Consider the following 17,331-nt stretch of genomic DNA (forward strand, 5'->3'; position numbering starts at 1 on the left):
CCTGCTGGGGCGGCTCGCCGACTCCGGCGCCGGGCTGCTGGTGGCGGTGCTCGACGCGATCGCCGACGGCACCGCGCGGGCCGAGCCCCAGCCCGCCGACGGGGTGTCGCTGGCACCGAAACTGACGGTGGACGACGCCCGGGTGCGCTGGGGCGACCCGGCTTTCGCCGTGGACCGTCGGCTCCGGGCCTGCACCCCGGCCCCGGGTGGCTGGACCACGTTCCGAGGCGAGCGGGTGAAGCTCGGCCCGGTCGTGCCGGAGCCCGACGGCCCGGAGTTGAAGCCGGGGGAGTTGCTGGTGGAGAAGTCCCGGGTGCTCGCCGGCACGGCGACCGTGCCGGTGCGCCTCGGTGAGGTCCGTGCCGCCGGTAAGCGGGCGATGGGTGCCACCGACTGGGCGCGCGGCGTCCGCGTCGGCACCGGCGAGGAGTTCGCGTGACGGCCCCGGAGGGGACGCGTCCCACGCGCTCGGGTCCGCCCTCGGGTCGTGGCGGGGACCGCCGGCCGGTCCGGCCGCCGCTGGACCGACCGCGTCGTGCCGCGTACGAGGCGGTGGCGGCGGTGCACCGCGACGACGCGTTCGCCAACCTGGTGCTCCCCACCATCCTGCGGGAGGAGGGGCTGTTCGGCCGGGACGCGGCCTTCGCCACCGAGCTGACCTACGGCACCCTGCGCCACCTGGGCACGTTGGACGCGATCCTGACCGACGCGTCCGGTCGGGACGTGGCCCGCATCGACCCTCCGGCACGTGACGCGCTGCGGCTCGGGGCGTACCAACTGCTGTACACCCGGGTGCCGCCGCACGCCGCTGTCTCCTCGACAGTGGACCTGGTCCGCTCGGTCGCGCCGGGTGCCGCGGGTTTCGCCAACGCGGTGCTGCGCGAGGTGTCCACCCGTGACGTGGATGCCTGGGTGGCGAAGCTCGCCCCACCGATGGAGACCGACCCGGTGGGGTACCTGGCCCTGGCGTACAGCCATCCACAGTGGATCGTGCGGGCCTTCTCCGAGGCGCTCGGCGGCGACCTGGGCGAGACGACACGACTCCTGATCGAGGACAACGAGCGCCCGGCGGTGCACCTCTGCGCCCGGCCGGGGCTGATCGACCCGGTCGACCTGGCCGACCAGGTGGGCGGTGCGCCCGGTGCCTTCTCGCCGTACGCCGTCTATCTGCCCGGGGGCGCTCCGGGCGACATCCCGGCGGTGGTCGAGGGTCTTGCCCACGTCCAGGACGAGGGCTCTCAGTTGGTGGCGGCGGCGCTCGCCGACGCGCCGCTCGACGGTCCGGACGGGCGCTGGCTGGACCTGTGCGCCGGTCCGGGTGGCAAGGCCGGTCTGCTGGGTGCCCTGGCCGCGCAGCGTGGCGCCCGGGTGACAGCTGTGGAGGTGGCCGAGCACCGGGCCCGGTTGGTGTCCCAGGCGACCCGGGGCCTGCCGGTGGCCGTGCTGGCCATGGACGGCCGGGAGGTCGGCGGCGATCCGAAGCTGCCCGAGCAGCACTTCGACCGGGTGCTGGTCGACGCCCCGTGCACAGGGCTGGGCTCGTTGCGCCGTCGGCCGGAGTCACGGTGGCGTCGTCAACCGTCGGACCTGCCGCCCCTGACGCGGCTGCAACGGGAGTTGCTCGGTGCGGCGCTGCGGGCGGTCCGGCCCGGTGGCCTGGTCGCCTATGTCACCTGCTCGCCGCACACGGTTGAGACGCACGTGACGGTGACCGAGGCAGCCCGCCGCAGTGGTGTCGCGGTGGACTTCGTGGACGCCCGTCCGCTGCTGCCGGCCGGGATGCCAGGTCTGGGCGACGGGCCGACCGTGCAGCTCTGGCCACACCGCCACGGCACCGACGCGATGTTCCTCGCGGTCCTGCGCCGAAACTGATGCGGTTCGCGTCCGGCCGGTTCCCCCGGCCGGACGCGGCGGCTCAGGTGACCGGGAGGCCCTTGGTACCGGCGTTCTTCATCGAACGGGTCAGGTCCCGGTCGGAGATCCAGAGGAAGCACTGCACGCCGCGGTTGCCGTTCTTCCACTCTTCCTCGTACGGCTGGTAGTAGATCGTTCCGGCGCGGAAGTCGAGTTGGGAGTTGTCCGGCACCTTCGCGTACCTGGCGATCATCGACTGGCAGGCCTTGTGGGTGCGCTTGGTGGTGCGGGAGAACTCGGCGTAGCTGACGTCCGGGGCCTGCCACACCCCGACGAACTCGGCGTGGTGCTTCGCGGTGCAGGACACCGGCACCATCTCGTCGATGTCGTCCTTGACCATCTTCGGGTTGAAGCAGCGGTACGCCAGGGGGGCGCCGCCGGACAACGAGCCCCGGAGGCTGCCGGTGCGCAGGTCGACGGTGGTGTCGTCGATGCTGACGATCTCGGTGACGTCGCAGCGGTACCAGCGGGCCCCGCCCGCCCAGGCCTGCGGCGACGGCAGCACGACGGTCAGGCCGAGTCGTCCGGAGCGCCAGTCGGCGCCGACCGCCTTGTTGACCTGCTTGTCGCACGCGGCCTGCGCGGCCCGCATGCCCGCCGAGCCGGGCAGTGGCGTGGTGCCGGGCTCGGCGGCGGGACCGGTGAGGGTGCCGACGTGCATGGTCTCGACCCGGTGCGCCTCGGTGCACGGCGTCGGGTTGTAGCCGGTCAGGAAGCCGACCTGCTGGGTGGTCTGGTGGCAGACGTCCGCGGCGGGTACGAACTGCTGCGCCGCGACGGGCGCCGGCCAGTCGTCGATGAGGTCACGGTCGAGTCCGGCGGGCGCGTTGCATCCGGCCAGTGCCAGCGCGAGGGCCGCACCTCCGGCGAACGCCGTCAACCATCGTCGCATCCCTGACCTCCCCGCCGCTGGTGGCCGCCGACCGGACCCGGCCGGGCGGTAGCGCCACGGCGCAGCAGCATACGGCACCACTGCTCAGATCGCCGGAAGTCCCTCGGGGCCGGCGCCGCGCATCGAACGGGTGAGTTTGCGGTCGTCGCTCCACAGGAAACAGCGCACTCCACGGTCGCCCTCCTCCCACTCCTTTTGTGACGGTGGGTAGTAGATGGACCCGGCCCGGTACGGCAGCTCGCTGTTGTTCGGCACTGACGCGAACGTGGCGATCAGCTCCATGCAGCGCTGGTGCGCCTGGGCGGCGGCTTTGCTGAAGTCGGCCCAACTCATGTCGCGTTCCTCGTAGACGCCCACGAACTCGGCGCGGTGTGGTTCGGTGCAGAGCACGGGTGCCATGTAGTTGAGGTTGTCGCCGATCAGCTTCGGGTCGAAGCAGCGGTGCGTGAGCGGGCTGTCGCCGATCAACGCGCCGCGCAGGCTGCCGGTGCGGTTGACCGGTCGGGTGTTGTCGATGCTGCCGGTCTCGCTGAGGTCGCAGCGGAACCAGCGCGCCCCGCCGGACCAGGCGGGCGTGGACGGCAACGCGAGGTTCAACGCGAGGCGGGCGGTGTGCCAGTCGCCGCCGAGCACCTCCCGGGCCCGTTGGTCGCACTCCGCGCGGGCGGTGCGCAGCGCCGGCGAGCCGGGCTCGGGCCGGGTCTCGGCCAGCGCGTCGGGTCCGGCGAAGGTGCCGACGTGGATGGTCTCGGCCAGGTGGTTGCGCGCGCAGTCCACCGTCTCGTACGTGCTGGCCTGTACGACCGGGATGATCCGGGGCAGGCAGGTGTCGGTGGCCGGACTGAATGGCTTCGGAACCCGCAGCGCCGGCCAGTCGTCGGTGAGGTCACCGTCCGCGCCTCGTGCCGGCGCGCAACCGGCCAGCAGTATCGTCGTGACGCCGGCCAGCACCAGCGCTGGGAGCCACCGTCGCATCGTCCGCCCTTCCCGGGAGCTGGCGGCCGGTCACCGCGCCCCGCGGCGAGACCCCGGCGGGCGTGCAGCCTATGGCACAGTCCCGGTTGGAGTGTCGTCGCCTTTCCGCCGATCGGCCAGCCATTGACGTCTGTTCGTCCGGATTCGGGGGTCCGGATCGACTAATTCTGCACCAGTGGTCACTGCTGGGTCACAGCGCGTCCCCAAAGGTGGCGCGATGCGGGTCGCGGGTGGCCACGTTCGTACACTGGCCACGTGACCGTACCGCCGACGATCGTCGCGCCGAGCATTCTGGCCGCCGATTTCTCCCGCCTCGCCGAAGAGGTCCGTGCCGTCGAGGACGCCGCGGACTGGTTGCACGTCGACGTGATGGACAACCACTTCGTGCCGAACCTGACCATCGGCCTGCCCGTGGTGCAGAGCCTGCGGGCTGTCACCGCGATGCCGTTCGACGTGCACCTGATGATTGAGGATCCGCGTCGGTGGGCTCCCGGTTACGCCGACGCCGGGGCGTACAACGTCACCTTCCACGCCGAGGCCTCCGACGATCCGGTGGCGCTGGCCAAGGATCTGCGGTCGGCCGGCGCGAAGGCGGGCCTGGCCATCGACCGGGACACCCCGATAGAGCCGTACCTGGACCTGCTGCCCAGCTTCGACACCCTGCTGATCATGACGATCAAGGCCGGCTTCGGTGGGCAGCGGTTCATCCCGCAACTGCTCGACAAGGTGCGTACCGCCCGCCGGCACGTCTCGACCGGGCACCTGGAACTGCGCATCGAGGTGGACGGCGGGATCGCCGCCGACACCATCGAGCAGGCCGCCGCGGCGGGCGCTGACGCGTTCGTCGCCGGCACCGCCGTGTACGGCGCCGCCGACCCGGCGGAAGCGGTACGGCGGCTGCGTTCGCTGGCGGAACGCGCGGCTCCCGGCGCCTGACGTGGAACCCGACGGCGACCGCAAGGACATCATCCTCGTCGTCGACGACGACGAGGACATCGCTCGTTTCGTCGAGTTCAACCTGCGCCTACACGGCTTCGACGTGATCCACGCCAGCGACGGCCAGGAGGCCCTCGAGGTCATCGAACGTGAGCGTCCGGACCTGGCGGTGGTCGACCTCATGATGCCCCGGATCGACGGGCTGGAGCTGACCCGGCGGCTCCGCGCCGACCCGATGACCTCCGCCCTGCCGGTGATCATGTTGACGGCCAAGGGGATGACCGTCGACAAGGTGCTGGGGCTCAGCGCCGGCGCCGACGACTACCTGGTCAAGCCGTTCGACACCGCCGAGCTGGTGGCCCGGGTCTCGTCCACGCTGCGCCGCAACAAGGAGTTCCGGGAGGTCTCCCCGCTGACCGGGCTGCCCGGCAACAGCCGGATCCGTCGGGAGATCAGCGACCGGGTGCGGCAGGGCGTGGACTACGCCGTCGGCTACGTCGACATCGACCGGTTCAAGAGCGTCAACGACCGGTACGGCTTCGTCCGGGGCGACGACTTCATCTCCGCGCTGGCCCGCAGCCTGCACCGGGCGGTGGTGGGTGTCGGCCTGCCGCCGGCCTTCCTCGGCCACGTCGGCGGTGACGACTTCGTCATCGTCTGTGCCCCGGACCAGGTCCGCCCGCTGACCTCCCAGGCGGTGGTGGACTTCGAGACCGCCGCCGACACGCTCTACGACCCGACCGACCGGGAGCGCGGCTTCGTCGAGCTGAAGGACCGGCGTGGCAACATCCGTCGCGCCGCCCTGGTCACCCTGTCCATCGGGGTGTCCCTCTCCGACGCCGGCAAGCGGTTCACCGACCCCCTGGAGGTGATCGCGGTGGCCTCGGAGATGAAGACGGTCGCCAAGAGCCAACCCGGGTCGTACGTGGCGGTGGACCGGCGGCGCGGCGTCACCTGACGCGTGATCCCGCTGTGAAGTAGCTCGCCTAGGTGGCGGCGGAGCGGCGTCAGCGTGTAAGACTGCCGGTATAACCCACCACGCGCTGGCGGGACTCGGTGAAATTCCGAACCGGCGGTGATCCACGGTCCAACCGTGGTCAGCCCGCGACCCGGACGGCTCTGCCGCCCGGTGGACCTGGTGAAAATCCGGGGCCGACGGTTGGGGGCGGTTCGTCCGCGCCCAGACAGTCCGGATGGGAGACAGCGCGCGGGACGGACGGTCCGTGCCGGCCGCTGGCTTCAGCGTGCCGCGCCGACCTCCCGGGGCGGCTGTGCCGTTCCCGGATTCCGCCTCCGCCTGCCCGCGGCCCCATGGCCGCAGCCTCCCTGACCGCCAGCGCGCGGACGGCGAGTGAGAGGGCAGGGCAGGGCGATGGCCAGCGTCTCCGTTGACGAGGCGATGCGGCGTGCGATCGAGTTGGCGGCGCGCGGGCTCGGTACGACCAGCCCCAATCCGGTGGTCGGGTGCGTGCTGCTCGACGAGGACGGCCAGGTCGTGGGGGAGGGCTTCCACGCGTACGCCGGCGGGCCGCACGCCGAGATCGTCGCCCTGGCGCAGGCCGGGCAGCGGGCCAAGGGCGGCACCGCAGTCGTCACCCTGGAACCCTGTGACCACACCGGCCGCACCGGCCCCTGCAGTTCCGCGCTGGTCCAGGCCGGGGTCGCCCGGGTGGTCATCGCCGTACCCGATCCCAACCCGGTCGCGTCCGGTGGCGCCGCCACCCTGCGCGCCGCCGGGGTCCGCGTCGATCTCGGGGTACGCGGCGAGGAGGCCGAGGCCGGCAACGTCGCATGGCTGACCTCGATGCGCCGGGGCTGGCCGTACGTCATCTGGAAGTACGCCGCCACGCTCGACGGGCGCGCCGCCGCCCTGGACGGCACCAGCATGTGGATCACCTCGGAGGCGGCCCGGATCGACGTGCACGCGCTGCGCGGCACTGTCGACGCGGTGCTCGCCGGGGTGGGCACCGTGCTCGCCGACGACCCCCGGCTGACCGCTCGCAACCTGCGCGACGGCAGCCTGGCCATCCGGCAGCCGCTGCGGGTGGTGGTGGACAGCTCCGGGCGTACCCCGGCTGACGCCCGGGTCCGCGACGGCGCCGCGCGGACGTGGATCGCGACCGCCGAGGAGGTCGGCGCCGGCCCGGACGGCCGGGTCGACCTGCCGGCGCTGCTCGCGGCGCTGCACGAGCGGGGGGTCCGCTCGCTGCTGCTGGAGGGTGGCCCTCAGCTGGCCGGCGCGTTCCTGCAGGCCGGCCTGGTCGACAAGGTCATCGGGTACGTCGCGCCCCGGCTGCTCGGCGCCGGTCCGACCGCTCTGGTCGACGCGGGAGTGAGCACCATCGCTGAGGCCATCGATCTGGAGTTCGTCGACGTTACGCAGATCGGTCCGGATCTCCGGATCACCGCTTTGCCCCGCAAAAGGGAGGGCTGACATGTTCACCGGCATTATCGAGGAGTTGGGGGAGATCGTCCGGGTCACGGCGACGGCGGGCGATTCCGCGCTGATCGGCGTCCGTGGTCCGTTGGTCACCTCGGACGCCCGGCACGGCGACTCCATCGCGGTCAACGGCGTCTGCCTGACCGTCGTGGACGTGGCCGACGGGGTCTTCACCGCCGACGTGATGGGCGAGACGCTTCGCCGCTCCGCGCTGGGCGCGCTGAGCGTCGGCGACCCGGTCAACCTGGAGCGGGCCGCCGCACTCGGCAGCCGGCTCGGCGGGCACCTGGTGCAGGGCCACGTGGACGGGGTCGGCGAGCTGATCTCCCGGGAGCCGGCCGAGCAGTGGGAGACTGTCCGGTTCCGGCTGCCCGCCGGCCTGTCCCGGTACGTGGTGGAGAAGGGCTCGATCACCATCGATGGTGTCTCGCTGACCGTGGCCGAGGTGGGCGCGGACGAGTTCGCCGTCGGGTTGATCCCGACCACCCTCAAGCTGACCACGCTCGGCGCGAAGGGGGCCGGTGACCCGGTCAACCTGGAGGTCGACGTGCTGGCCAAGTACGTCGAGCGGCTGCTCGGCGACCGGCTGGCCGGCACCGACGGTTCCGGGGCGGCCTCGATCACGGGCGGGGTGGCCTGATGGGTCCGCTCGGTTGGCTGTTGGACGCCCAGGTGCAGGTGGCCGGTTCGCCGGTGCTGGTCCGGGAGATCGTCGGCAACGCGTTCGGTCTGATCTCCGCGCTGCTCGGGTTGCGCCGGGTGGTCTGGGCCTGGCCGGTCGGCATGATCGGTAACGCGCTGCTCCTGACCGTCTTCCTCGGCGGGGTGTTCGCCACCCCGCAGGCGCACGACCTGTACGGGCAGGCCGGACGACAGGTGTTCTTCTTCGCGGTCAGCGTCTACGGCTGGTGGCGCTGGCAGCGCAACCGTCGCGCCGATGGCGGGCAGGCGGCGGTCGTCCCACGGTGGGCCACCGGGCGGGAGCGGCTGATGCTGCTGCTGGCCGCCGTGGTCGGCACCGCCGCGGCGTACCCGGTGCTCAAGGCACTGGGCTCGTGGGGTCCGCTGCCCGACGCCTGGATCCTCACCGGCAGTCTGCTGGCCACGTACGGCATGGCCCGCGGCTGGGTGGAGTTCTGGCTGCTGTGGATCGCGGTGGACGCGGTCGGCGTGCCGCTGCTGCTGCGCGGCGGGTTCTACCCGTCGGCGGTCATGTACCTGATCTACGGCGCGCTGTGCGTGTGGGGCTTCGCCGCCTGGTGGCGCACCTCGCGCGCCACCCGGCCGGCCGCCGTTCGGAAACCCGTCTACACGGAGGCCGTGGCATGAGCGAGCACAGCGAGCGAATCGGCAGGTTCAGCGTCACGGCGCCTCATGACGCCACGGAGCGAAGCGGAGTGGCGGCATGAGCAGCTTCGGAAGCATCGAGCAGGCGATCGCCGAGATCGCGGCCGGCCGGCCGGTCGTCGTGGTCGACGACGCGGACCGGGAGAACGAGGGCGACCTGATCTTCGCGGCCGAGCTGGCCACGCCGGAGCTGATGGCGTTCATGGTGCGCTACACCTCCGGCTACGTGTGCGTGGCGCTGACCGAGAGCGAGGCCGACCGCCTCGACCTGCCGCCGATGCACCACACCAACCAGGACCGGCGCGGCACCGCGTACACGGTGACAGTGGACGCCCGCGAGGGGGTCAGCACCGGCATCTCGGCGGCCGACCGCGCGCACACCAGTCGGCTGCTCGCCGACGCGGCGACCGATTCGACCGACCTGGCCCGGCCGGGGCACGTGGTGCCGCTGCGCGCCCGCGAGGGCGGCGTGCTGCGCCGGCCCGGGCACACCGAGGCGGGGATCGACCTGACCCGGCTGGCCGGGCTGCGCCCGGCGGGCGTGCTCTGCGAGCTGGTCAACGACGACGGCACCATGATGCGGCTGCCCGACCTGGAGAAGTTCGCCGCCGAACACGGACTCGTCCTGGTCACCATCGCCGACCTGATCGCCTACCGGCGGCGCACCGAGAAGCAGGTCGAGCTGGTCGCCGACGCCCGGATGCCCACCCGGCACGGGGTGTTCCGCGCGCTCGGCTACCGCGCCGAGCACGACCCGGCCGAGCACGTCGCGATGGTGCTGGGTGAGATCGGTGACGGCCAGGACGTGCTGGTCCGGGTGCACTCCGAGTGCCTGACCGGGGACGTCTTCGGTTCGCTGCGCTGCGACTGCGGCCCGCAGTTGGACGCCGCGCTGGCCCGGGTCGCGCGGGAGGGCCGAGGCGTCGTGCTCTACGTCCGCGGGCACGAGGGGCGTGGCATCGGGCTGCTGCACAAGCTGCAGGCGTACCAGTTGCAGGACCTGGGCCGCGACACCGTCGACGCCAACCTCGACCTGGGGTTGCCGGCCGACGCCCGGGACTACGGCACCGGCGCGCAGATCCTCTACGACCTGGGTGTGCGCTCGATGCGGTTGCTGACCAACAACCCGGCCAAGCGGGCCGGGCTGGAGGGCTACGGGTTGACCATCACCGGCCGCGAGGGGCTGCCGGCCGGGGCGCACCCGGAGAACATGCGCTACCTGCGCACCAAGCGGGACCGGATGGGTCACCTGCTGGACGAGTTGGACGAGGTGTCCGAGGCGCCGCTGGGGCGTCCGGTCGCCAACGACGAGATCGGAGCATGACGATGGCGGGTTTCGGTGAGCCGGGAGTCGAGGCGGTGGACGCCGCAGGGCTGACCGTCGGAATCGTCGCCGCCCGCTGGCACGGCGATCTGACCGACCACATGGTGGAGCGTGCGGTGGCCGCCGCCGAGGCGTGCGGGGCGCGGTCCGTGGTCGCCCGCGTCGCCGGTTCGGTCGAGCTGCCGGTGGTCGCCCAGGCCCTCGCCCGCCGCTGCGACGTGGTGGTCGCCCTCGGCGTGGTGGTGCGCGGCGCCACCGCCCACTTCGACTACGTCTGCCGTTCGGTCACCGACGGTTTGACCCGGGTGGCGCTGGACGAGGGCAAGCCGGTGGCGCACGGGGTGTTGACGGTGGAGACCATCGAGCAGGCCCGGGACCGCGCCGGTCTGCCCGGCTCGGCGGAGGACAAGGGCTGGGCCGCCACCGTCGCCGCGCTCGACGCCGCGCTGGCCGTCCGGGTCGTGGCCGCCGGCAACGCCCAGCGGGTCGGCTTCGGCGGCTGACGCCTCCACCGGCCCTCGTTCAGAGCCGACCGGCCTCGATGATCCGGCGCAGGAACTGCCGGGTCCGAGGCTGGGTCGGCTCACCCAGCACCTGTTCGGGCGGGCCGCTCTCCAGGACGCGCCCCGCGTCGAGGAAACACACCTGGTCGGCGACCTCCCGGGCGAAGCCCATCTCGTGGGTGGCCAGCACCATGGTCATGCCGTCGGCCTTCAGGTCCCGGATCATCGCCAGCACCTCGCCGACGAGCTCTGGGTCCAGCGCCGAGGTCACCTCGTCCAGCAACATCAGCCGAGGCGAGTTCGCCAACGCCCGGACGATCGCCACCCGCTGCTGCTGACCGCCGGAGAGCCGGTCCGGGTAGGCGTCCGCCTTCGCACCGAGCCCCACCCGGTCCAGCAACTCCCGGGCCTGGGCCTCCGCCTCCGCACGAGCCCGCCGGTGTACGCGGCGCGGCGCGAGAGTGACGTTCTCCAACACGGTCAGATGCGGGAAGAGGTTGTACGCCTGGAAGACCATGCCGATCCGCCGACGGACCCGGTCGGCGTCCACCCGGGGATCGGAGATGTCCTCCCCGTCCAACTCGATGGTCCCGTCGTCGATCTCCTCCAGCAGGTTCACACACCGCAGCAGTGTCGACTTGCCGGACCCGGACGCACCGATCAGGGCCACCACCTGATGCTCGGCGACGGTCAGGTCGAGCTGGTCGAGCACCACATGGTCGGCGAACTCCTTGCGCAGACCCCGGCACCGCAACAACGCCATCGTCACCCTCCCGACTGTCGGCGGGCCGCCCGCAACGTCACCCAGTCGGTGACCGCGATCAGCGGGATGGCGAGCAGCACGAACAGCACCCCCGCCACGATGTACGGCGTGTAGTTGAACGACTGGGCGGTGGCGATCTGGGCGGCGCGGACCGCGTCGATCGGCCCGGCGAGCGAGACCAACCCGACGTCCTTCTGCAACGCCACCACGTCGTTGAGCAGGGGTGGCGCCACCCGGCGGACGGCCTGCGGCAGGACCACGTGCCGCATCGTCTGCCGGTAGGTCAGGCCCAGCGAGCGCGCCGCGGCGAGCTGACTGGGGTGCACCGACTCGATGCCGGCCCGGAACACCTCCGCCAGGTAGCCGCCGTAGGTGAGGACCAACGCGAGCCCACCCAGCACCAGCACCGGCGGCATCCCCTGCAACCGCAGGCCGGGCACACCGAGGGTGAGCAGGTACAGCACGATGATCAGCGGCAGACCACGGAACGTGTACGTGTAACCGGCGGCCAGCGCCCGGACCGGGAAGAAGACCGGGCCGCGCAGCGTCCGCAGCACCGCGATCACCAACCCGAGCAGCAGCGCCCCGGCCGCACAACAGACCAGCAGTCGGACGTTCAACCAGAGCCCGGTCACCACGGCCGGCAGCGCGTCCCGGGCGATCGCCGGGTCCAGGAACGACTGCCGGACCCGGTCCCACCCGGGCGCGCCGGTCACCGCGACGACCAGCAGCGTGCCGAGCACCGCCGTGGACGAGGCCGCGACCAGCACGCTGTAGACGGTCTGCCGGCGCCGGTACGCCGACCGCCGCCGCTGGGCCTCGGTGGGAACGCGATCCAGGAGGGTCACCGCAGCTCGGCCGCGCCCGCCACCTGCGCCAGCCACTTCTGCTCCAACTCCTTCAGCGTGCCCGCCGAGGTGAGCTGACCGACAGCGCCGCTCACGCACGAGGTCAGGGGAGAGTTCTTGTCCAGCAGCAACCCGAACGCCTCGGGCGTACCGACCTGGGGCACCTGCCCGACGATCGTCGCGTCGGTGATCTCCGCGCCGGTGATGTAGAAGGCGGTCGGCAGGTCCACCACGAGACCGTCCAACTGACCGTTCTGCAGGGCCTTCTTGGCGTCGTCGTTGCTGTTGTAGACCCGCGGCTCGGTGCCCGGCTTGATCACGTCGGTGATCGCCTGGTAGCTGGTGGTGCCGACCTGTGCGCCGAGCCGCGCGTCGCGAAGGTCGGCCAGCGACGTCTTGCCGGCGATCTTCGAGGACTTCAACGCCACGACGGTCTGCCGCACCAGGTAGTACGGCGCGGAGAAGTCGACAGCCTGCTTGCGCTCCTCGGTGATGGAGAACTGGTTGATGTCGAAGTCGAAGTTCTTCGGTCCGGGCGCGATCGCCGCGTCGAACTTGACCCGCGTCCAGGTGACGTCGGCACGGGCGTACCCGAGCTTCTCGGCCACCGCGTACGCGACAGCGGACTCGAAGCCCTCGCCGTTGTCCGGCTTGTCCTTCGAGAACCACGGCTCGTACGCGGGCTGGTCGGTCGCGATGGTCAGCTTGCCCGGCGTACGGGTGGGCAGGCTGTCCTTGGCGCACGACAGCGCCGAGGTGACGACGGGGGTCGGTTGCGTCTTTTGTGGCGCGCATCCGGCGGTGGCTACGACGGCGGCACCGGCGAGGGTGAGCGCGAGGAGACGTGAGCTGCTGGCCATGGCGGACAGCGTAGGGCTTGATGGCCGTCGATCGACGATTGTCCCACCATGTTGGTAGGGAATTGTCCCGCTGGCTGGGTGCCGGCGGACCCGGGCGTGGGGCGCCGGTCGGGTGGCTGGAAGAATCGCTTCCCGTGAAGACGTTCGAGGAGTTGTTCGCCGAGCTGCAGGCCAAGGCCGCCGCCGGCACCCCGGGCTCGGGCACCGTCGCCGCCCTCGACAAGGGCGTGCACTTCATCGGCAAGAAGGTCGTCGAGGAGGCCGCCGAGTCGTGGATGGCCGCCGAGCACGAGGGGCCGGAGCGCACCGCCGAGGAGATCTCCCAACTGCTCTACCAGGTCCAGGTGCTGATGCTCGCCAGCGGTCTGGAGCTCAAGGACGTCTACCGACATCTGTGAGTGCCCTCACCCGTTGATCGTCATTCGGATCGAAGGAGCACTCCGTCATGCTGCGTGTCGCCATTCCCAACAAGGGCACCCTGGCCGAACCGGCCGCCCAGATGCTGCGCGAGGCGGGCTACCGCCAGCGCACCGACCCCAAGGACCTCGTCTGCCGGGATGAGGCCAACGACGTCGAATTCTTCTACCTACGCCCCAAGGACATCGCCACCTACGTCGGCTCCGGTGACCTCGACCTCGGCATCACTGGCCGGGACCTGCTGATCGACTCGGCCGCGCCGGCCGAAGAGGTCGTCGACCTCGCCTTCGGGCGGGCCACCTTCCGCTTCGCCGCCCGCCCCGACGACATCGCCTCCGTACAGGACCTGGGCGGCCACCGGATCGCCACCGCGTACCCGGGACTGGTCGAGCGGCACCTTCGCGAGGTGGGGGTCAAGGCCGACGTGATCCGCCTCGACGGCGCGGTGGAGAACGCCGTACGCCTCGGTGTCGCCGACGTGATCGCGGACGTTGTCGAGACCGGCGCCACCCTGCGCCAGGCGGGCCTGGTCGTCTTCGGCGAGCCCCTGCTGCGCTCCTCGGCGGTGCTGGTCCGTCGTGCCGACGCGCCCGCGCACCCACAGGCCGAGCAGCTCCTGCGTCGCCTGCACGGTGTGCTGGTCGCCCGCCGCTACGTGATGCTCGCCTACGACGTGCCAGCCGGCCTGCTGGACCGGGCCAGCGGGCTCACCCCGGGCATCGAGTCGCCCACCGTCTCGCCCCTGCACCGCGAGGGCTGGGTGGCGGTGCAGGCGATGGTGCTCCGCGACGACGTCCACCGCATCATGGACGAGTTGTACGAGTTGGGCGCCCGCGCCATTCTCGTCACCAACATCCACGCCTGTCGCCTCTGACCGTTCAGGTCCGGCCGCCGTCCTTGATCAACTCGGTTTCCCCGAAGTGGGGGTGTCCGGCCCGCCGCGACACCCCCACTTCCCCGAACCGGAGTGGATCTGCCCGGTGCGTCGGCCTCGCGGCGCGGGGAACGGCCGGCGACGGCGCCTGAGCGCCGCACGATCGCGCTCGAACGGTGAAGTAGTGGCCTCACTCCCTACCCGAGGCCACTACTTCCTGGTTCGAGCGCGATCTTGTGGTTGTGGGTCCCCGAGGACGGTCGGCTCGGTCGTGGTCCTGTGCCCTGGCGGCCGACAGTGAGGTTTGAGGCGTTGGTCAGCGGGTGGTGCGTTTGAGGGGCCGGGTGCGGATGGCAGACTGGTGGGGTGAGTGAAACCGAGCTGATCCGCCTGAAGCCCCGCCGCATCCGCGTGGTCTGTTGGTCGGCGGCGGTTGCGTTGGTGGTGGTGTTCGGTCTGGTCGCCACCTCGCTGAGTGGGCCGACCGGCGACGGCTACGGCAGCTTCCAGCGTGGTGACCAGGTGGCGATGATCGGCCTGGGCATCTTCGGTGCGCTGGGGTTCCTGCTGTTCACCCGTCCGCGGGTGGAGGCGGACGCGCGTGGCATCCGGGTGCGCAACGTGATCAGCTCCTACGAGCTGCCCTGGGAGGTCGTGCGGGGAGTCCGCTTCGACCGGGGCGCGCCGTGGGCCAGCCTGGAACTGCACGACGACGACCTGCTGCCGATGGTCGCCCTGCAGGCTGCGGACAAGGAGCTGGCCGTCGAAGGGGTCCGCGCGCTGCGGCGACTGCACCAGGCGCACCAGGCCCACCTCGCCGAACGCGCCGAACGCGCCGTCGACCACTGAGCGCCGCGCCGCCGGCCGCCGAGTGCCGCACCGTCGGTCAACCTGTGTCCGTGGCCGCCCGGACCGCACCCGACCGCCGACCCGCGCTCGCCGTCGGCCGTTGACCCGGCCTCGATCGCAAGATCCGGACAACATCCTCGAAGTTGCTGCCTCAGCGATGCCGGAGGCAGCAACTTCGGGGAAAGTGCGCCGGGGCAGCGGGGCACGCGGGGCATGGCACGGACACCCGGGACAGCCCCAGATGGTGCCCCGGGTGTCCCGGTTTGGGGGTGGCCGGGACGTCGGTGTAGTGTTGTCGAGTCGACCAGGCTGTCTCCGCATGCGAGCAGGCAGCCTTGAAAGCGGAGCGCCTGCTCCCACCCGAGTCGCCGCTACGGTGGCCGGGTCCGGTCACCGGTTCCGGGCACGTCCCGGCGTCGGATGCGCGATCCTGTGATCGTGCTGACCGGTCGAGCGGGCCCTGGCATGCGCCGGGGCCTTCTGCTTTTCGGGTCGGTTCCCATCCGGGAGCCGCAGGGGTCGGCCACTGAGCAGAAACGACTCGAGGAGGCCCCATCAGCGTCGAACCACGCGTGAACGAGCAGATCCGGGCACGTGAGGTCCGACTGGTCGGCCCAGAGGGTGAGCAGGTGGGCATCGTCCCGCTGGAGCGCGCTCTTCAGCTGGCCGCGGACGTCGATCTGGACCTGGTCGAGGTTGCGCCGATGGCGCGCCCGCCGGTGTGCAAGCTCATGGACTTCGGCAAGTTCAAGTACGAGAGCGCACTCAAGGCGCGCGAAGCGCGGCGTAACCAGCAGCAGACCGTCATCAAGGAAATGAAGCTTCGGCCGAAGATCGACCCGCACGACTACGAGACCAAGAAGGGTCACGTGGTGCGGTTCCTCAAGGCGGGCGACAAGGTCAAGGTGACGATCATGTTCCGCGGTCGCGAGCAGAGTCGCCCGGAGCTGGGTTACCGGCTTCTGCGTCGGCTCGAATCCGAGATCACGGAACTGGGATACGTCGAGGCCGCTCCCAAGCAGGACGGCCGAAACATGATCATGGTTCTCGCTCCGCACCGGGCCGTCAAGGCTTCCGCGGTCGCCGCCACGGCGTCTCGCGGTGGCCCTCGGGACCGGGCTGCGGACGAGTCCGCCGCTCCGGCAGCCGATGACACCGCGGCGGTCGGCGAGACCGCCACAGCCGGTGACGCCGGCACCGCCGCCACCAGCGGCGAGTAACAGGGGAGAGACGTTCCACATGCCGAAGATGAAGAGCCACACGGGTATGGGTAAGCGGGTCAAGGTGACCGGCAAGGGCAAGATCGTTGCCCAGCAGGCCGGCCTCCGTCACAACCTGGAGAAGAAGCCCTCCACCCAGACCCGCCGGCTGACCGGCACGGTCGTGCTGGCCAAGGCCGACGTCAAGCGCATCAAGAAGCTGCTCGGCCGCTGACGCGCGCCACCTTTACGTAATTAGGAGTTGAGATGGCACGCGTCAAGCGGGCTGTAAACGCCCAGAAGAAGCGTCGTACCCTGCTGGAGACCGCGAGCGGTTACCGCGGTCAGCGCTCCCGCCTGTACCGCAAGGCCAAGGAGCAGGTGCTGCACTCGATGCAGTACGCCTACCGGGACCGTCGCGACCGCAAGGGCGACTTCCGGCAGCTGTGGATTCAGCGGATCAACGCGGGCGCCCGGGCCAACGGGATGACCTACAACCGTCTGATCCAGGGCCTGCGTCTGGCCGGCATCGAGGTCGACCGCAAGATCCTGGCCGACATGGCTGTCAACGACGCCGCTTCCTTCGCGGCGATCGTGGAGCTGGCCCGGGCTGCGGTCACGGCCGAGGGCACCGGCGGCGCGGCGGCTCAGGCCGCCTGATCCCCACGCACCAGAGCGAGGCGTCTCCCGTGTCGGCACCGCCGTCCGGGGGGCGCCTCAATCGTGCCGGAGGAGCGCACACCATGGCCTTCACCCCGCGTACCCCCAGGGTTGTCGCCGCCCGCCGCCTGCAACGCCGCCGGGACCGCGACGCCACCGGTCGTTTCCTGGCCGAGGGCCCGCAGGCCGTCCGCGAGGCCCTCGCCCGGCCGGGCGTGGTCACCGAACTCTTCGGTACGCCCGCCGCGCTCGACCGGTACCCGGAGTTGGCCGCCACGGCGGCCCGCGCCGACGTGCCGGTCTCCGAGGTGACCGACGACGCCCTCGCGGCGCTGACCGAGACCGTCGCCCCGCAGGGCCTCGTGGCCGTGTGCCGGCACCTGGACGTGTCGCTGGAGCAGGCCCTCGCCGGTGCGCCCCGGCTGGTGGCGGTGCTCGCCGAGATCCGCGACCCGGGCAACGCCGGCACGGTGCTGCGCACCGCCGACGCGGCCGGCGCGGGTGCGGTGATCTTCGCCGGAGACGCCGTC

At 71.6% G+C, this 17,331-nt stretch carries 21 protein-coding genes and 1 riboswitch; of the genes, 16 read left to right on the forward strand and 5 right to left on the reverse strand.

The window, feature by feature from the left end; genetic code table 11:
• Together ACWCO3_RS17140 and ACWCO3_RS17145 are read left to right on the forward strand one after the other, a co-directional pair.
• Window positions 1–439 (forward strand): methionyl-tRNA formyltransferase (locus ACWCO3_RS17140; RefSeq protein WP_450010835.1); only part of this gene is annotated, 439 nt, incomplete at its 5' end.
• Window positions 394–1,872, forward strand: coding sequence for an RsmB/NOP family class I SAM-dependent RNA methyltransferase (locus tag ACWCO3_RS17145; protein ID WP_450010851.1), 1,479 nt, complete (start codon window positions 394–396; stop codon window positions 1,870–1,872). The genes ACWCO3_RS17140 and ACWCO3_RS17145, both read left to right, overlap by 46 nt.
• A gap of 43 nt (window positions 1,873–1,915) precedes the next feature.
• Here ACWCO3_RS17145 and ACWCO3_RS17150 read toward each other — a convergent pair whose 3' ends face one another.
• Both ACWCO3_RS17150 and ACWCO3_RS17155 read right to left on the reverse strand, forming a co-directional pair.
• On the reverse strand, window positions 1,916–2,806 hold the full coding sequence (locus ACWCO3_RS17150; RefSeq protein WP_145783651.1) for a septum formation family protein: 891 nt from the start codon (window positions 2,804–2,806) through the stop codon (window positions 1,916–1,918).
• An 84-nt stretch (window positions 2,807–2,890) separates the two neighbouring features.
• Window positions 2,891–3,781, reverse strand: a complete 891-nt coding sequence (locus ACWCO3_RS17155) for a septum formation family protein (protein WP_145783647.1) — start codon at window positions 3,779–3,781, stop codon at window positions 2,891–2,893.
• A gap of 255 nt (window positions 3,782–4,036) precedes the next feature.
• Here ACWCO3_RS17155 and rpe point away from each other — a divergent pair, with 255 nt between their 5' ends.
• The 7 genes from rpe to ribH all read left to right on the forward strand — a co-directional run bounded on the left by rpe (window position 4,037) and on the right by ribH (window position 10,331).
• Window positions 4,037–4,717, forward strand: coding sequence for a ribulose-phosphate 3-epimerase (gene rpe, locus ACWCO3_RS17160; protein WP_145783644.1), 681 nt, complete (start codon window positions 4,037–4,039; stop codon window positions 4,715–4,717).
• A complete protein-coding gene (locus ACWCO3_RS17165) occupies window positions 4,614–5,675 on the forward strand; it encodes a GGDEF domain-containing response regulator (protein ID WP_423438546.1) in 1,062 nt (353 codons plus the stop codon). Before rpe ends, ACWCO3_RS17165 begins: the two co-directional genes overlap by 104 nt.
• 80 nt (window positions 5,676–5,755) lie before the next feature.
• Window positions 5,756–5,926: riboswitch (FMN riboswitch) on the forward strand.
• Window positions 5,927–6,089: 163 nt separating this feature from the next.
• On the forward strand, window positions 6,090–7,151 hold the full coding sequence (gene ribD, locus ACWCO3_RS17170) for a bifunctional diaminohydroxyphosphoribosylaminopyrimidine deaminase/5-amino-6-(5-phosphoribosylamino)uracil reductase RibD (RefSeq protein WP_357843420.1): 1,062 nt from the start codon (window positions 6,090–6,092) through the stop codon (window positions 7,149–7,151).
• Window position 7,152: 1 nt separating this feature from the next.
• The gene (locus ACWCO3_RS17175; RefSeq protein WP_450010839.1) at window positions 7,153–7,797 is read left to right on the forward strand and encodes a riboflavin synthase; all 645 of its coding nucleotides are present in this window, start codon (window positions 7,153–7,155) and stop codon (window positions 7,795–7,797) included.
• Complete coding sequence (gene pnuC, locus ACWCO3_RS17180; protein WP_450010841.1) at window positions 7,797–8,486, forward strand: nicotinamide riboside transporter PnuC; 690 nt, start codon at window positions 7,797–7,799, stop codon at window positions 8,484–8,486. Before ACWCO3_RS17175 ends, pnuC begins: the two co-directional genes overlap by 1 nt.
• 76 nt (window positions 8,487–8,562) lie before the next feature.
• Complete coding sequence (locus ACWCO3_RS17185; protein WP_450010843.1) at window positions 8,563–9,828, forward strand: bifunctional 3,4-dihydroxy-2-butanone-4-phosphate synthase/GTP cyclohydrolase II; 1,266 nt, start codon at window positions 8,563–8,565, stop codon at window positions 9,826–9,828.
• Window positions 9,829–9,830: 2 nt separating this feature from the next.
• Entirely contained in the window at window positions 9,831–10,331 is a 501-nt protein-coding gene (gene ribH, locus ACWCO3_RS17190) for a 6,7-dimethyl-8-ribityllumazine synthase (protein ID WP_145785747.1), read from the forward strand.
• A 19-nt stretch (window positions 10,332–10,350) separates the two neighbouring features.
• Here ribH and ACWCO3_RS17195 read toward each other — a convergent pair whose 3' ends face one another.
• From ACWCO3_RS17195 to ACWCO3_RS17205, 3 genes are read right to left on the reverse strand one after another with little or no spacing between them, the layout of a single operon-like run.
• Window positions 10,351–11,094, reverse strand: a complete 744-nt coding sequence (locus tag ACWCO3_RS17195; RefSeq protein ID WP_145785746.1) for an amino acid ABC transporter ATP-binding protein — start codon at window positions 11,092–11,094, stop codon at window positions 10,351–10,353.
• Window positions 11,095–11,096: 2 nt separating this feature from the next.
• Window positions 11,097–11,942 (reverse strand): amino acid ABC transporter permease, encoded by an 846-nt coding sequence (locus ACWCO3_RS17200; RefSeq protein WP_423438522.1) that lies wholly within the window; start codon window positions 11,940–11,942, stop codon window positions 11,097–11,099.
• Complete coding sequence (locus ACWCO3_RS17205; protein WP_145783631.1) at window positions 11,939–12,802, reverse strand: ABC transporter substrate-binding protein; 864 nt, start codon at window positions 12,800–12,802, stop codon at window positions 11,939–11,941. The genes ACWCO3_RS17200 and ACWCO3_RS17205 overlap by 4 nt, the downstream gene beginning before the upstream one ends.
• 134 nt (window positions 12,803–12,936) lie before the next feature.
• Between ACWCO3_RS17205 and ACWCO3_RS17210 the strand changes: the two genes are divergently transcribed.
• The 7 genes from ACWCO3_RS17210 to ACWCO3_RS17240 all read left to right on the forward strand — a co-directional run.
• Entirely contained in the window at window positions 12,937–13,200 is a 264-nt protein-coding gene (locus ACWCO3_RS17210) for a phosphoribosyl-ATP diphosphatase (RefSeq protein ID WP_030335709.1), read from the forward strand.
• Window positions 13,201–13,247: 47 nt separating this feature from the next.
• Window positions 13,248–14,093, forward strand: a complete 846-nt coding sequence (gene hisG, locus ACWCO3_RS17215) for an ATP phosphoribosyltransferase (protein ID WP_145783629.1) — start codon at window positions 13,248–13,250, stop codon at window positions 14,091–14,093.
• 366 nt (window positions 14,094–14,459) lie between these two features.
• Window positions 14,460–14,942 carry a PH domain-containing protein gene (locus ACWCO3_RS17220; protein WP_450010845.1) on the forward strand — a complete coding sequence of 161 codons (483 nt, stop codon included), beginning with the start codon at window positions 14,460–14,462 and terminating at the stop codon, window positions 14,940–14,942.
• 572 nt (window positions 14,943–15,514) lie between these two features.
• Window positions 15,515–16,162, forward strand: coding sequence for a translation initiation factor IF-3 (infC, locus tag ACWCO3_RS17225; protein WP_145783627.1), 648 nt, complete (start codon window positions 15,515–15,517; stop codon window positions 16,160–16,162).
• Between the two features lie 19 nt (window positions 16,163–16,181).
• Entirely contained in the window at window positions 16,182–16,376 is a 195-nt protein-coding gene (rpmI, locus tag ACWCO3_RS17230) for a 50S ribosomal protein L35 (protein ID WP_007458415.1), read from the forward strand.
• Window positions 16,377–16,408: 32 nt separating this feature from the next.
• Window positions 16,409–16,801 (forward strand): 50S ribosomal protein L20, encoded by a 393-nt coding sequence (gene rplT / locus ACWCO3_RS17235; protein WP_007458417.1) that lies wholly within the window; start codon window positions 16,409–16,411, stop codon window positions 16,799–16,801.
• A gap of 83 nt (window positions 16,802–16,884) precedes the next feature.
• The coding region (locus tag ACWCO3_RS17240; RefSeq protein WP_450010849.1) for a TrmH family RNA methyltransferase at window positions 16,885–17,331 on the forward strand (447 nt) is incomplete at its 3' end.

The sequence above is a fragment of the Micromonospora sp. NPDC002411 genome (assembly GCF_053592955.1).